This window comes from Pseudomonas marginalis (genome assembly GCF_024169655.1).
In the GTDB taxonomy this organism is placed as follows: domain Bacteria; phylum Pseudomonadota; class Gammaproteobacteria; order Pseudomonadales; family Pseudomonadaceae; genus Aquipseudomonas; species Aquipseudomonas paraveronii.
The window spans coordinates 2,674,585-2,688,856 of the sequence record NZ_JALJWV010000001.1; the positions used below are offsets into that span (position 1 = coordinate 2,674,585).

The following is a 14,272-nucleotide window of genomic DNA, read 5'->3' on the forward strand; positions in this document are numbered from 1 at the left end:
GGCAAATGTGGGAGGGGGCTTGCCCCCTCCCACATGTTGAGCAGCGCTAGATCTTGAACTGACGCAGCAGGCCGTCGAGTTGCTCGCTCAACCCGCGCAAGTGCGCGCTGGCCACGCTGGACTGTTCCGCCGCGACTGCGGTGCTGTGGGATAACCCGGCGGCCTGGGTCACGTTCTGGTTGATGTCCTCGACCACGTGGGCCTGTTGCAGAGTGGCGCTGGCGATCGAGGCGTTCAGGCCATTGAGATTGAGCAGGGCCTGGCCGATGGCGGTGAGGCTGGCACCGGCCTGGCCGGCCTGTTCGATGGTCAGTTGCGAAGCGCTGTGACTGTCGCTGATGACCTTGACCGCCGCTTCCGAGTGACCTTGCAGGCGCTCGATCATGGCCTGGATTTCAGCGGTGGATTTCTGCGTGCGTTGGGCCAGCAGCCGCACTTCGTCCGCCACCACCGCAAACCCGCGCCCTTGCTCACCGGCACGCGCGGCTTCGATGGCGGCGTTGAGGGCGAGCAGGTTGGTCTGGTCGGCAATGGAGCGGATCACTTCGAGTACGCCACCAATCTGCGTGCTTTCGCTCGACAGGGTACGAATCACTTCCACGGCCTGGCTGATGGTGGTGGACAGTTGGTTGATCTGCTGCAAGCTGCTGTCGATGTTCACTTGGCCTTGCTCGGCCTGGGCCTGGGCGTCGCGCATTTCGCTGGCGGCGTGCTCGGCGTTCTTGGCCACGTCCTGCACGCCGTAGGTGACTTCATTGATCGCGGTGGCCACCAGTTCCATCTGCTGCGATTGTTGCTGGCTGCGGTCATGGGCCTGGCTGGCGTTATTGCCCATCTCCGTGGACGACTGACCCAGCGCATTGGCGCACATCTGCAACTGACCGACGACCTGGCGCAGCTTGGCGGTGAAGTTGTTGAAGTGCTGGGACAGTTGGGTGACTTCGTCGCGGCCATGGGTGTCGAGGCTGCGAGTCAGGTCGCTCTCGCCGCTGGCGATATTGGCCATGGCGCTCACGGCCGCCTGCAGCGGGCGCACGATGCTGCGCACAATCAACGAGACCAGCAGGGCCATGACCACGGCGATGCCCAGGCCGATACCTGAGGCTTTCCACACTTGCACGTTGAATTCGGCTTGCACGTCATCCACATACACGCCGGAGCCGATGATCCAGCCCCATGGCTCGAACAGCTGGATATACGAGGTTTTTTTCACCGGCGCTTCAGCACCCGGCTTCGGCCAGCTGTAATTGATGTTGCCGGCACCCTTGGCCTTGGCCAGGCTCACGAACTCGTTGAATATCGCAAAGCCGTTCGGGTCGCGAATCGACGAGAGGTTCTGACCATCGAGCTTGGGGTTGGCCGGGTGCATGATCATCACCGGCGTCAGGTCGTTGATCCAGAAATACTCATTACGGTTATAGCGCAGGCCGCGCACCGCGCTCAGCGCTTGTTTCTGTGCCGCTTCACGGGTCATGGCGCCGCTGGTTTCGAGGCTGTGATAAAACGTCAGGATTCCACTGGCGGTCTCTACGACGTGCTGGGTCTGCAGGCGTTTGGCTTGATAGAGGTCGCCATGGATCTGCTGGAGCATCAGCAAACCCAGGGTCAACAGCATCAGCACGGCGACTACTAGGATCAACCAAAGACGGCGGCTGATCGACATATTGCGCAAACTGTTCATCGTCCTGTCACTCCGTGCTTTTTATAATTCTCGGCGTTGCATCGACTTTTACGCCTTGTCTGATAGGCTTTCGGCCTGAAATCGAAAAACCTGAGTGCTGCCTGATTTTTCACGGAATTTTTGCAGACCGGCGTTGAATATCAACACCGGGCCTTTAGCGTGCTCATCGTCAGTGAACCATTAAAAAGACTAACGAGGCTTGTCGTAGAGCAAGACCTTTGGGGGAAGTATGGATTTGTGGACCGCCGCACAGGCGTTGATACTCGGCGTGGTAGAAGGGCTGACTGAATTTCTGCCGATCTCCAGTACCGGCCACCAGATTATCGTCGCCGACTTGCTCGACTTTGGCGGCGAACGCGCCATGGCGTTCAACATCATCATTCAGCTCGGCGCGATTCTGGCGGTGGTCTGGGAGTTTCGGCGCAAGATCCTCGACGTGGTCACCGGCTTGCCGACCCAGCGCAATGCGCAGCGCTTTACCGTCAACCTGCTGATCGCGTTCCTGCCGGCCGTGGTGCTGGGGGTGATTTTCGCCGACCTGATTCACCACTATCTGTTCAACCCGATCACCGTCGCCACTGCATTGGTGTTGGGCGGCATCGTGATGTTGTGGGCGGAGCGTCGCCAGCATGAAGTGCATGCCGAAACCGTCGATGAGATCACCTGGAAGGACGCGCTCAAGGTTGGCTTTGCCCAGTGCCTGGCGATGATTCCGGGCACCTCGCGCTCGGGCTCGACCATCATCGGCGGCCTGCTGTTCGGCCTGTCGCGCAAGACCGCCACCGAGTTTTCGTTCTTCCTGGCCATGCCGACCATGGTCGGTGCGGCGGTGTACTCGGGCTATAAGTACCGCGACCTGTTCCAGCCGGCGGACCTGCCAGTGTTCGCCCTCGGGTTTGTTACCTCGTTCATCTTCGCGATGATTGCGGTCAAGGGCCTGCTCAAGTTCATCGCCAACCATAGCTACGCAGCGTTTGCCTGGTATCGGATTGCATTCGGCTTGCTGATCCTGGCGACCTGGCAGTTCGGCTGGATCGACTGGGCTGCGGCCAAGGCATGATGATTCAGCACCCGCGCCTGAAGGCGCTGATCTTTGCGCTGTTATGCGCGGCGCCGTTAGTGGGCTCGGTATTGGTGTGGCATCGCGGCGAGACCGTGATGCCGCTGGTGGCCTATGGCGTGGTCAGCGTGATCGCGTTTTTCCTGTACTGGAGCGACAAGCGCAAGGCGCGCACCGATGCTCGGCGCATCCCGGAAAACATCCTGCACGCCGTCGAGCTGGCGGGCGGATGGCCGGGGGCGCTGATTGCCCAGCAGGTGTTCCGGCACAAGACGCGCAAGGTGTCTTATCAGGTGCTGTTCTGGGTGATCGTGCTGTTGCACCAGGTGTTCTGGCTTGACCAGATGTTCCTCAGCGGCACGCTGTGGTCAGTCCTCTAGCAACAACCCGATCTGCGTGCGCTTGGGCAATTTGCTCACCACCAACTGGTGGGAGCGCTGCAACAGGCCACGCAATTCCTCGGCGCCCAACGGGTAGGGCGTGTTCATGATGATCCACTGCGCGCGCGCCAGGTACGGCGCCGGGTGGATGCCCGGGCGGTCCACATGGCCCAGGAACAGTTCCTTGTCGACCTTGAACGCCAACGAGTCGCCCCGTAGATTCTGCACGGCGAACATCTTGTTGCCGGCAATCGAAAACACCCGCACGCCACCCCATTTGTAGTCCTCCCGCGCGCCGGGCAGGCTCAGGCAGAAGTGCGCGACGTGTTCTTCGGTCATGTTCATAACAGGCGGTCTCCACAGCTATTAAAGCCTTCTTCCAGGTAATCGATCCACGCGCGAATCGCCGGCAGCACGCCACGGCGATGCGGGTACACGGCCTGCAACCAGCCCCCCGGCAGCGACCATTGCGGCAGCAGTTGCACCAGTTGGCCGCTGGCCAGTTCTTCTTCGCAATACATCATCGGCAGCACGGTAAAGCCCAGGCCCTTGCGTGCGCTGGCTTTGCGCACGATGAAGTCATCAATGCCCAGGCGGGCTTCCATCACCAGGTCTTCGGCGCTGCCTTGGGGGTCGAGCAGGCGCAGGTGGACCATGCGGTCGGCTTCCAGGGCGCCGAGCACCGGCAATTGCTTGAGGTCGTCGAGGTTGTCGACCTGTCGGCCACGCATGAGGTCCGGGCTGGCGACCAGCAGCGTCTGGGCCTGGCGCAGGCGCTTGGTGACCAGCAGCGGGTCTTCGTCGCCGAGCTCGCGCACGCGCAACGCCACGTCAATGCCCTCGGCCACCAGGTCGACCCGACGGTTGACCAGGGTCATTTCCATCTGGACCAGGGGGTGGGCAGCGAGAAAACCGGCGACTAGCTCCGGCAGGATGTTCTGGGCCAAGCCCACCGGGCAGCTCACCCGCAGCCGCCCACGGGGTTCGCTGGACATGCTGGCGACCGCCTCATCGGCCATTTCCGCTTCCAGCAGCATCGCCTGGCAATGGCGCAGATAACGCTCGCCGACGGCGGTCAGGGTCAGTTGCCGGGTGGTGCGCTGCAGCAGGCGCGCGCCAAGGCGTTCTTCCAGCTCGGCGATCCGTCGCGACAGCCGCGATTTGGGAATCCCCAGTAGGCGACCGGCCGCCGCGAAGCCGCCGGCTTCCACGACTTTGGCGAAATAGTAGAGGTCATTGAGGTCTTGCATGGTCGGCCTATTGTCCTGTCAGTAGGACGAACTATCGCATTTCAACTACCTTATCGGCTATTAGTTTCATGCGTAGGATTAACACCATCTAATCCGCACCGCTGATCTTATTTGGAGCTTCCCCATGAAACTGTTGCATATCGATTCCAGCATCCTCGGCGACAACTCGGCTTCGCGCCAGCTCAGTGCCGGCGTGGTCAAGGCCTGGCAAGCGGCCGAGCCGGGTGTGGAAGTGACTTACCGTGACCTGGCCAACGAAGGCATCAACCACTTCTCTGGCGCCACCTTGGCTGCATTGGGCACGCCAGCCGAATTGCGCGACGCCGCGCAGCAGCGCGAAGCCGACCTCAGCGCGGCGACCCTGGCTGAATTCCTCGCCGCCGACGCCGTGGTGCTGGCCGCGCCGATGTACAACTTCACCATCCCGTCCCAGCTCAAAGCCTGGATCGACCGCATTGCAGTGGCCGGTCAGACCTTCCGCTACACCGAAGCCGGGCCGGAAGGCCTGTGCGGCAACAAGAAAGTCATCATCGTCTCCACTTCCGGCGGCTTGCATGTTGGCCAGGCAACGGGCGTGGCCCACGAGGAATACTTGAAAGTGATGCTGGGCTTCCTCGGTATCACCGACATCGAATTCGTCCGCGCCCACGGCCTGGCGTATGGCGATGAGTTCCGTAGCAAGTCCCTGAGCGACGCCAACGTTGTCATCAACGAACAATTGTTCGCCGCCGCGTAAGGCTTGTGTAAATTTCGTTGTTGCTCGGTTTCAATCTGAAGCCGGGCGCCTAAACTCTGTATTCTGCTCGCCTGAACGCGACCGGAGTACGGAGTTTTTTCGTTGGCCCGCTGTCTTTACTTTGGCCCAGGTTATGCACGCATGGGTTTATCACTCGGTGCGAGTACCCAGAACCATGGACATCTTAAATAGACATGCCGGTTATCGCGCAGCAAAGGTGGACATCCTCATGATGCGTCTTTGTGCTGTTTTGGTTCTTTCCCTGCTTGGCAGCCTGGTTTCAGTGCACGCCGCCCCTGCGCCGCACCCGCATTGGAGTGTGGGCTTTCACCGCATGAGTTTTCTCGACCCGCTGGATCTACAGCCGATGAAGGCCGTCGCGTTCTATCCGTCTACCGACCCTGAGCACACCACCCAGGTGGGTGGGTATCATGTGGCGGCGACGGAAGATTCGAAGATCGCTATAGGCCGTTTCCCGATGCTGATGTTGTCCCATGGCAACACCGGTACGCCGCTGGCCCTGCATGACCTGGCGACCTCCCTGGCGCGCAAGGGTTTTGTGGTGGTGGCGGTGCTGCATCCCGGCGACAACTACAAGGATCACAGCCGCCTGGGCACGGTGAGCAACTTGTATGGGCGGCCGATCCAGATTTCCGAAGCGATCACTGCGACCCTGGGCGACCCGATGCTGTCACCGTTCGTCAACGTCGACCAGGTAGGTGTCATCGGCTATTCGGCCGGTGGCGAAACCGCGTTGATCCTGGCGGGTGCCAAGCCCGATTTCGCGCGCCTGCGCCGCTATTGCCAGGAACGTCCGGAAGATCGCGACGCCTGCACCACCAACGGCGAGCTGGTGGTGGACCGTGATGACCTGCAGCCACAAGCCGATCCACGCGTTCACGCGTTGATGTTGATGGCGCCGCTGAGTTTGATGTTCGGCCGCCACACCCTGGCCGACGTCCACGTGCCGGTGCTGCTCTATAGCGGTGATGGCGACAAGCTGGTGGCTGTGGACAAGAACGCCGCTGCTTTGGCACGCAAGCTGCCCGAGCCGCCGGACTTCAAACTGCTGGCCGGGGCCGGGCATTTCGTGTTCATGGCGCCCTGCGACAGCGCTCAACTGGCGCTGATGCCGGCGATCTGCACCGATGCCGATGGCGTCGACCGCGAAGGCATTCACCGCGATCTGAGCTCCGAAGCCGGGCGCTTTTTCACTCAGACCCTCGGGCGGTCCACCCGTGCCGGCTTGCAAACGGCGGATCAGTAAGCGCGACGTTTGAGCAGCAAGGTCACGCCCAACGCAGTGAGCGACAGCAGCGCCGCGCAGAAGAAGATCCAGCCGTAGCCGAGGTTCAACGCCACCGCGCCCATCAATGGCCCGGCAATCGCCAGGGCCAGGTCGAAAAACACGGCGTAGGCACTCAGCCCCGCGCCACGGCTGCTGTTGGGCACTTGCTTGATCGCTTCCACACCCAGCGCCGGGTACACCAGGGATAAACCGAAGCCGGTCAGCCCTGCACCGACCAACGCCACGCCGGTAGACGGCGCGAGCCACAACAGCGTCAGGCCCAGGGTCTCGATGACCATGCAGGCAATCGCTGCCCTGAAGCCGCCAAAGCGGCTGATGGCTGAGATAAACACCAGGCGCGAAACGATGAAACACACGCCAAATACCGTCAGGCAATAGGCCGCGCCTGCCCAGCCGCGATTGAGGTAGTACAGGGTGATAAAGGTGGTCAGGGTGCCGTAGCCGATGGATGCCAGGCACAGGCTGGCGCCAAACGGTGCGATGCGGCCGAACACCGCCCAGAACGGCAAGCGCTCACCGCGCACCACCGGCACTGATGGTTTATTGCGGATCAGCACCAAGCCCAACGCCGCCAGCACCGACAGGGCGATGCCGAGGCTGTTGTAGCCATATTCGGCGACCATCACCACCCCCAGCGGCGCGCCAATCGCGATGGCGCCGTAGGACGCGATGCCGTTCCAGGAAATCGAGCGCGCCGTGTGCTCGGCGCCGACCTGGCCCATGCACCAACTGATGGTGCCTACGCCGATCAGGCCCTGGGCCACGCCAAGCAACAAACGACCGACGATCAGGATGCCCAGGCTCAACAGCGGCAGGCTCTGCAGCAGTGTGGCAAGCAGCGTCAATACGCCGCTGACCAGGATGCCCGCCAGGCCCAGCACGATCGCACGTTTGGTGCCCACGGTATCGGACATGCGCCCGGACATGGGGCGACTGAGTAGGGTGGCCAGGTATTGCGAACCGATGGTCATCCCGGCCACCACCGCACTGAAGCCCAGTTGCTCATGCACATAGCCCGGGATCACCGCGATCGGTAGGCCGATGCAGAGAAAGGCGATGAAGCTATAGAAGACGATGGAGACGATCTGCAGGGTGATCGACACTGAGCTGGGGGCGGCGGCAGACATGAGCACTCGTTCGCGGGAGGGCGGTGAGGGCATCATCGCAAGGGCTTGGGAGAAAAGAAAGCAGGCTAAGTATTAAGCCGGCTGACCCGTACAGATACAAAAAGCCCCATCACAGTGGACGGGGCTTTTTCTTGCCGCTTGGCGCTAACAGCTAGTCGCTGTGCTTAAAACACCACGCCTTGGGTGCGCAGGTAGTCGTCATAGGTGCCGCTGAAGTCGATCACGCCGCTGGCGCTCAACTCGATGATGCGGGTGGCCAGGGACGATACGAACTCACGGTCGTGGCTGACGAAGATCAGCGTGCCCGGGTAGTTTTCCAACGCCAGGTTCAGCGCTTCGATGGATTCCATGTCCAAGTGGTTGGTCGGTTCGTCCATGATCAGCACGTTCGGCTTTTGCAGGATCAGCTTGCCGAAGAGCATGCGACCTTGCTCACCACCGGAGATGACCTTGACCGACTTGAGGATCTCGTCGTTGGAAAACAGCATGCGGCCCAGGGTGCCGCGGATCACTTGCTCGCCCTGCGTCCACTGGCCCATCCAGTCGAACAGGCTCATGTCGTCTTCGAAGTCGTGGGCGTGGTCTTGGGCGTAGTAGCCCAGCTCGGCCGCGTCGGTCCACTTGATGCTACCGGCATCCGGCGTCAGTTCGTTGACCAGGGTGCGCAGCAGGGTGGTCTTGCCGATACCGTTCGGGCCGATGATCGCCACGCGCTCGCCGGCTTCAACCTGGAAGCTGAAGTCCTTGAACAGCGGCTTGCCGTCGAAGCCTTTGGCCATGCGATCGACGATGACCGCCTGGCGGTGCAGCTTTTTGGTTTGTTCGAAACGGATGAACGGGCTCACACGGCTCGAAGGCTTGACCTCGGCCAGCTGGATCTTGTCGATCGCCTTGGCACGGGAAGTGGCCTGCTTGGCTTTCGAGGCGTTGGCCGAGAAGCGGCTGACGAAGGATTGCAATTCGGAGATCTGCGCCTTTTTCTTGGCGTTGTCCGACAGCAGTTGCTCGCGGGACTGGGTCGCCACGGTCATGTATTCGTCGTAGTTGCCCGGGAACAGGCGCAGCTCGCCGTAGTCCAGGTCAGCCATGTGGGTGCACACGCTGTTCAGGAAGTGACGGTCGTGAGAGATGATGATCATCAGGCTGGAGCGCTGGGTCAGGATGTTTTCCAGCCAGCGGATGGTGTTGATGTCCAGGTGGTTGGTCGGTTCGTCGAGCAACAGCACTTCAGGGTCGGAGAACAGCGCCTGGGCCAGCAACACGCGCAGTTTCCAGCCTGGGGAGACTTCGCTCATCGGGCCGAAGTGCTGCTCCAGGGGAATACCCAGGCCCAGCAGCAGTTCACCGGCGCGGGATTCGGCGGTGTAGCCGTCCATCTCGGCGAACTCGGTTTCCAGCTCGGCCACGGCCATGCCATCTTCTTCGCTCATTTCCGGCAGCGAGTAGATACGGTCGCGCTCGGCCTTGACCCTCCACAGCTCTTCGTGGCCCATGATCACGGTGTCGAGCACGGTGAATTCTTCGTAGGCGAACTGGTCCTGGCGCAGTTTACCCAGGCGCACATTCGGCTCCAGCATGACCTGGCCGCCGGATGGTTCAAGGTCGCCACCGAGGATTTTCATGAAGGTCGACTTGCCGCAACCGTTGGCACCGATCAAACCATAACGGTTACCGGCGCCGAATTTGACCGAGACATTCTCGAAGAGCGGCTTGGCGCCGAACTGCATGGTGATGTTAGCTGTGGAGATCAATTACTTTACCTATCAATAGCTTAGGGTGCGCTTATTTGAGCTGTGACCAATTTTGGGCCAATCTGGAGCGCTTCCGATTCGCTCCAGTCCGAGCTTGAGTTGATCCAGCGCGCATAAGTCGAGAGCAGCATCTGCACACTATGGCCGAGCTGCTGGGAAATGAAGGCGGGGTTCATGCCAGACATAATGCATATTGTCGCATAGGTGTGACGACAGTTGTATGGCAGTCGACGACGGATGTTCAATGCTTTCGGTGTTGGAACCCACTGCCGCGCGGGAGGGGGGCAATCGGTTTATCTGCTCACCGAGCGAGCGGGCCAAACCGATTCGGACTAGCTAGCGATTGGCGCAAACCAACGTAACCCTTTCAGGAAACGTTTATCGCCGCCCTTGACGGTGAGCTTGATCGGTTGAAACCTGAGTGTTGAAAATGTGGAATAGGCGCGACGTGCTTGTGCCGTCGTATGAAAACCCAGGGTCAGGCCTTTACGTACCACATGATCGACCCAGGCCTTGAGCGCTGCTGGGACGTTATAGTTGTAGACTGGCGTTGAAATAACCACGTGATCGGTTTCCAGCAACTCGGCCACAAGCTCATCGGATAGCCGTAACACCGCTTTCATTTCAGGCGAATGTCGGGTTTCGGGGGTGAAGTAAGCCTGTAGCCAGGGGGCTGTCACGAACGTAAGCGGGGTGTCCGTGAGATCCCGTATTTTGATGGCGCCGCTAGGGTAGCTCGCTGTAACTGACTCTCTGGAGATGCAATGGACATGCCCTCAGCCCAACAGGCGATTGCCAGCAACAAGGACGCCTGGGACGAATCCGCCCGGCTGCACAAAGCCACGGATACCTGGAGGACGCTGCTGGACTCGGTCGCCGAACCGGGTTTCTCGTGCCTGGACCCGACCCTCACCGTCTTGCTGCGAGACGTCGGCGTTGCCGGCAAGGACGTGGTGCAATTGTGCTGTAACAACGGCCGCGAATGCTTGTCGTTATTTGGCCTGGGCGCGCGCACGGTCGTCGGCGTGGACCAATCCCGCGCCTTTCTCGATCAGGCTCAGGAACTGGCGGCGCTCTCACCCCACAGCCCGGAGTTCATCGAAACCGATATCCACCATCTGCCCGAGCGCCTGCATGCACGCTTCGATATCGCCCTGGTCACCATCGGTGTATTGGGCTGGATGCCGGATGTAGCGCTGTTCATGCGCCAGGTCGCCACAACGCTGAAGCCCGGCGGCACCCTGGTGATGTACGAAACCCACCCGTTCCTGGAAGTGTTCGACCCACTGGCGGCCAATCCGCTGCTGCCGGCCAGTTCGTACTTCCAGCGTGAGCCTTTTGTGCTGCAAGAGTCGATCGTCTATGAAGGGCTGGGCGCTGTCGAGGGGCCGACGTCCTACTGGTTTGTACACACCCTGGGCAGCGTGGTCAGCGCAGCGATTGCGGCGGGGTTGCAGATCGGTCATCTGCAAGAGTACCCGCATTCAAATCGCGAAGAACTCTATGACCAGTATGAGGGGCAGGCGGCCCAGTTGCCGCTGTGTTTTACCCTGACGGCGACCAAACGCCTTCCCTGAAGAGTCTTTCGCGTAAAAAAAAGCCCGCTGGGGGGCGGGCTAAGGGATTCACTGGAGTAGGTAGGCTTCACCCTATAGACCGGAAAGTGAAGGCCCTGTGAAAATCCCGTCGCAAGTTCAGATGGGCGCGGGGTTCAGGGTCTACGCACAAATGTGCGCATTGTCTGCCCGGGGCCGGTACTGAAAGTACGCGGTCGCGGCATGCCTTCATCCGCTGCGATGAACACAAATTCGTCTCCTTCCAGGCGGTAGCTGGCCGGCAGTGCCTTGCCCGCGTCGTCACCCATGGCATCGATCCAGGTGATGCTTTTGGGACGGGTGGTGCTGTCCAGGAAGAACCGGCCGGCCAATAGGCGCTCGCCGTCAACGGTGAGCACTTCAAAGCGATCACCCGTAATGGTGGTGAGCGCGCCGGGGGCGCTATGGGCGTCAGCGGGGTTGAGTTCGCCGCTGTCTTCGAGCGAGATCTGTTCCCAGGCGCCTTGGAGGGCGTGGTAGTCCGGATCGGAAATGGCTGCCATACAAATTCCTTTTTGTTGAGGTACATCGGCTGAATAGGGCGACCGAATGGTCAGAACAAGCCCGGTATGCACAGGTTCATCTGTAGGATACTTCGTGTTATCAGTCTTTTATCTCGAATTTTCCCTGTACCAGCAGCTATTTAACAAACTTTTGACTACTCTTGTGACAAGAATATTCCTACTTGATGAACGCCAGTGGCAATGATCGCTTTGATGAAGGGAAACAAACTTTAATAGCGTGGGATTTTTCGTCTGGCTAAGAGGTCAGATGGCTATTGGTTGGCCTGCTCTGTGGGCTTCAGGGCGTTGTTCCTTGGATTGTTTAGGTCTTTGGCGGTGATGGCCGTTTAGTATCATTTTTAAGGTGCTTTCATTTTGAATCGAACTTCCCCGCATACGGCTTCTAGCTCTTCAGATGAAATCGACCTGCTTGAACTGTTTCACTCGATTTGGCAGCAAAAAAAACTGGTAGTGGGGTGTACGGTTCTGGCGGGCGTGCTCGGAGTCGGCTATGCCTTCCTGGCGCCGCGGACATATGAGGTCAGCAGTGTCTTGCGCCCGGCGGCGATCAACGAACTGGATGCGTTGAACCGTTCCGAAGTCTACAAACTGCCACCGGCCGATGCGTTGTCGAAGGTGGGCGCGCAGTTGGACTCTTATGAGGCGAGACTGGGCTTTTTTAAATCCCATGAGCAATTGTTCACTGCGTTCCAGACGCCAGGGCAAAGCCTGGAGCAGAGTTTTGAAGACTTCAACCGCAACTCGGTCAAATTGATTCTGCCGGACCCGAAGAAGGCAGACTCGTTGAGCAGTTATATCCGCCTGGAGTTGCAGTACCCGGCCGATGTGGACGGTGTGGCGATTCTTAACGGCTTTGTCGACTACGCCATTGCGGCAGAGCGCTCACAAGTCGGTGCGGACCTCAAAGTGATCGTCAATAACCGCCTGAATGAACTCAAAGGCAAGATTGACGCGGCGCGCGCCAACTACGATACCGATAAGGAATCGAAGATCGCCAAGTTGTTGGAAGATGACCGACTCAAGCGCGCCCAGTTGCAAGATGAACTCAGTGCCCTGCGCCTGCAAATGAAAATGGAGCGTAACAACCGCCTGGCGGAATTGTCGGAAGCCATTGCCATCGCCAAGTCCATGGGGATCAAGACGCCGACTACGCCGTCTTCCATGGCGGATGCGTCGCGCGGCGGCTCGAGCCAGGTGATGCGTACCGAAGTCAACAACCAGAAGATCCCGCTCTACTTCCTCGGCACCGAAGCCCTTGAAGCCGAGCGCGTTGCGTTACAACAGCGGACCAGTGACGACTTCACCAACCCTCGCGTCGCCGAGATCGGCAAGGAGTTGCAACTGCTGGAGGTCAACCGTGAGGTTGAGGTGCTGCGCAAGCGTGGGAATGAAGATATCTTCCTGCAGGATGTTGAACCGCTTCGTGCAGAAGTTGCGCGCTTGCGCAACCTCAACATCGACATGAGCGACCTCAAGTTGGTCACCGTCGACCGCCGCGCCCAAGAGCCACTGGCCCCGATCAAACCGAAAAAAGCCCTGGTGATCGCCTTGAGCCTGGTTGCGGGGTTAATCCTCGGTTTGTTCGTCGCACTGGTCCGCCATTTTGTGCTGACCCGACGCGAAACCGTGCCTTATTCGAGCTTGGAAGACGGGCGCTTTTCCCGGCGTGAGCGCAAGGATGATCAGCCGCTGCTGTAACGTTTAACGCGAGAGGGCTTGTCCCATGACAAGCCCGCGTGCCGGCCTCCCATTACAATCAGTGGACAGCTCTTCACAATTCTTAGTTAACCTTTAGTTACAAAATGTGGCTAAATATCGGGCGATGGCAATGAACCAAAGGGTTATCCGCCGGTCGTGCCGCCTCTATGTGAATTGTGATTTCATGTGCTGCTATCCAACCTCGGCCGTCGTGGGCCCGCAGGAGCAGCCTGTTTTCTCCTGACTTGTGACGAAATCCATTGAAACTCATTATTGTTTTCCTCTACGTTGCCTCTATTGCGTATGTCCACCTGCGTGGCCGGGTGCGGCATAAACTGAGACGCCAGCTCAGCGATCACTCTACGTTCCTGGCGCCCATCAACTGCTTTCTCTACTTGTTCTCCAAGCTACCCAACCGACCGTATCTCTCGCCCAGCGATTTCCCAGACCTGAGCCCGCTGCAGGAGCATTGGGAAGAAATCCGCCAGGAAGCCCAGACCCTGATGCAAGCGGGCGCGATCAAGCGTTCGGACCAATACGACGACGTCGGTTTCAACTCGTTCTTCAAGTCGGGTTGGAAGCGCTTCTACCTGAAATGGTATGGCGACAGCCACCCCTCGGCGATGAAGCTGTGTCCGCGCACCACCGAGTTGCTGCAGAGCATCGGCTCGGTCAAGGCCGCGATGTTCGCCGAGTTGCCGCCGGGCTCCAAGCTGGTGCGCCACCGTGACCCTTACGCCGGCTCCTATCGCTACCACTTGGGCCTGGATACCCCCAACGATCCGGGGTGCTACATCAATGTGGACGGCGAGAACTACTCCTGGTGCGACGGCGAGCCGGTGATGTTCGACGAGACCTATATCCACTACGCAGAAAACGCCACCCAGAAGAACCGCATCATTTTGTTTTGTGACGTCGAGCGGCCAATGAAGTACCGCTGGGCGGCCGCGTTCAACCGCTGGTTCAGCCGCACGGTGATGGCGGCCGCAGGCGCGCCGAACGACGCGGGCGACAAGACCGGCGGTCTGAACCGTGCGTTTAGCCGCTTGTACAAAATCCGCCTGCGCGGCAAGGAACTCAAGAAGCGTAACCGCACGCGCTACTACCTGGAAAAATGGGCGATTTTCGCGGTGTTTGCGCTGATCTTCATCCTGATCTGAA

The 14,272-nt window shown here is 59.8% G+C and carries 14 protein-coding genes and 1 pseudogene; 7 read left to right on the plus strand and 8 right to left on the minus strand.

Annotated features, from left to right (window positions below):
• Positions 1-46 precede the first annotated feature (46 nt).
• On the minus strand, positions 47-1,681 hold the full coding sequence (locus tag J2Y83_RS12065; protein ID WP_253395434.1) for a methyl-accepting chemotaxis protein: 1,635 nt from the start codon (positions 1,679-1,681) through the stop codon (positions 47-49).
• 229 nt (positions 1,682-1,910) lie between these two features.
• Between J2Y83_RS12065 and J2Y83_RS12070 the strand changes: the two genes are divergently transcribed.
• Both J2Y83_RS12070 and J2Y83_RS12075 read left to right on the plus strand, forming a co-directional pair.
• The gene (locus J2Y83_RS12070) at positions 1,911-2,741 is read left to right on the plus strand and encodes an undecaprenyl-diphosphate phosphatase (RefSeq protein ID WP_253395436.1); all 831 of its coding nucleotides are present in this window, start codon (positions 1,911-1,913) and stop codon (positions 2,739-2,741) included.
• A complete protein-coding gene (locus tag J2Y83_RS12075; protein WP_253395438.1) occupies positions 2,738-3,121 on the plus strand; it encodes a DUF1294 domain-containing protein in 384 nt (127 codons plus the stop codon). Before J2Y83_RS12070 ends, J2Y83_RS12075 begins: the two co-directional genes overlap by 4 nt.
• Here the strand turns inward: J2Y83_RS12075 and J2Y83_RS12080 are convergent.
• Positions 3,110-3,466, minus strand: a complete 357-nt coding sequence (locus tag J2Y83_RS12080; protein ID WP_253395440.1) for an MmcQ/YjbR family DNA-binding protein — start codon at positions 3,464-3,466, stop codon at positions 3,110-3,112. The genes J2Y83_RS12075 and J2Y83_RS12080 overlap by 12 nt on opposite strands.
• Positions 3,463-4,371: a LysR substrate-binding domain-containing protein gene (locus tag J2Y83_RS12085; RefSeq protein ID WP_253395442.1), complete on the minus strand. Its 909-nt coding sequence runs from the start codon at positions 4,369-4,371 to the stop codon at positions 3,463-3,465. The genes J2Y83_RS12080 and J2Y83_RS12085 overlap by 4 nt, the downstream gene beginning before the upstream one ends.
• A gap of 124 nt (positions 4,372-4,495) precedes the next feature.
• Between J2Y83_RS12085 and J2Y83_RS12090 the strand changes: the two genes are divergently transcribed.
• Both J2Y83_RS12090 and J2Y83_RS12095 read left to right on the plus strand, forming a co-directional pair.
• Complete coding sequence (locus tag J2Y83_RS12090) at positions 4,496-5,107, plus strand: FMN-dependent NADH-azoreductase (protein ID WP_253395444.1); 612 nt, start codon at positions 4,496-4,498, stop codon at positions 5,105-5,107.
• 229 nt (positions 5,108-5,336) lie between these two features.
• The gene (locus tag J2Y83_RS12095) at positions 5,337-6,374 is read left to right on the plus strand and encodes an alpha/beta hydrolase family protein (protein WP_253395446.1); all 1,038 of its coding nucleotides are present in this window, start codon (positions 5,337-5,339) and stop codon (positions 6,372-6,374) included.
• On the opposite strand, the gene J2Y83_RS12100 is transcribed toward J2Y83_RS12095, so the two are convergent.
• The 4 genes and pseudogenes from J2Y83_RS12100 to J2Y83_RS12115 form a co-directional block, all read right to left on the minus strand.
• Entirely contained in the window at positions 6,368-7,543 is a 1,176-nt protein-coding gene (locus J2Y83_RS12100) for an MFS transporter (protein ID WP_253395448.1), read from the minus strand. The two genes, J2Y83_RS12095 and J2Y83_RS12100, sit on opposite strands and share 7 nt — an antisense overlap.
• Positions 7,544-7,707: 164 nt before the next feature.
• A complete protein-coding gene (locus tag J2Y83_RS12105; protein ID WP_253395450.1) occupies positions 7,708-9,294 on the minus strand; it encodes an ABC-F family ATPase in 1,587 nt (528 codons plus the stop codon).
• A gap of 20 nt (positions 9,295-9,314) precedes the next feature.
• Positions 9,315-9,566: pseudogene (locus J2Y83_RS12110) on the minus strand (site-specific integrase); the annotation flags it as partial.
• A 60-nt stretch (positions 9,567-9,626) separates the two neighbouring features.
• The gene (locus J2Y83_RS12115) at positions 9,627-10,055 is read right to left on the minus strand and encodes an NAD(P)H-dependent oxidoreductase (RefSeq protein ID WP_307513315.1); all 429 of its coding nucleotides are present in this window, start codon (positions 10,053-10,055) and stop codon (positions 9,627-9,629) included.
• A gap of 3 nt (positions 10,056-10,058) precedes the next feature.
• Between J2Y83_RS12115 and J2Y83_RS12120 the strand changes: the two genes are divergently transcribed.
• Positions 10,059-10,871 carry a class I SAM-dependent methyltransferase gene (locus tag J2Y83_RS12120; protein WP_253395454.1) on the plus strand — a complete coding sequence of 271 codons (813 nt, stop codon included), beginning with the start codon at positions 10,059-10,061 and terminating at the stop codon, positions 10,869-10,871.
• A gap of 134 nt (positions 10,872-11,005) precedes the next feature.
• Here J2Y83_RS12120 and J2Y83_RS12125 read toward each other — a convergent pair whose 3' ends face one another.
• Positions 11,006-11,392 carry a TIGR03067 domain-containing protein gene (locus J2Y83_RS12125; RefSeq protein WP_253395456.1) on the minus strand — a complete coding sequence of 129 codons (387 nt, stop codon included), beginning with the start codon at positions 11,390-11,392 and terminating at the stop codon, positions 11,006-11,008.
• 375 nt (positions 11,393-11,767) lie between these two features.
• On the opposite strand from J2Y83_RS12125, the gene J2Y83_RS12130 reads away from it, so the two are divergent.
• The gene (locus J2Y83_RS12130) at positions 11,768-13,111 is read left to right on the plus strand and encodes an LPS O-antigen chain length determinant protein WzzB (protein WP_253395458.1); all 1,344 of its coding nucleotides are present in this window, start codon (positions 11,768-11,770) and stop codon (positions 13,109-13,111) included.
• Positions 13,112-13,371: 260 nt separating this feature from the next.
• Positions 13,372-14,271 (plus strand): lipid A hydroxylase LpxO, encoded by a 900-nt coding sequence (gene lpxO, locus J2Y83_RS12135; RefSeq protein ID WP_253395461.1) that lies wholly within the window; start codon positions 13,372-13,374, stop codon positions 14,269-14,271.
• The last annotated feature ends 1 nt before the right edge of the window (position 14,272 follow it).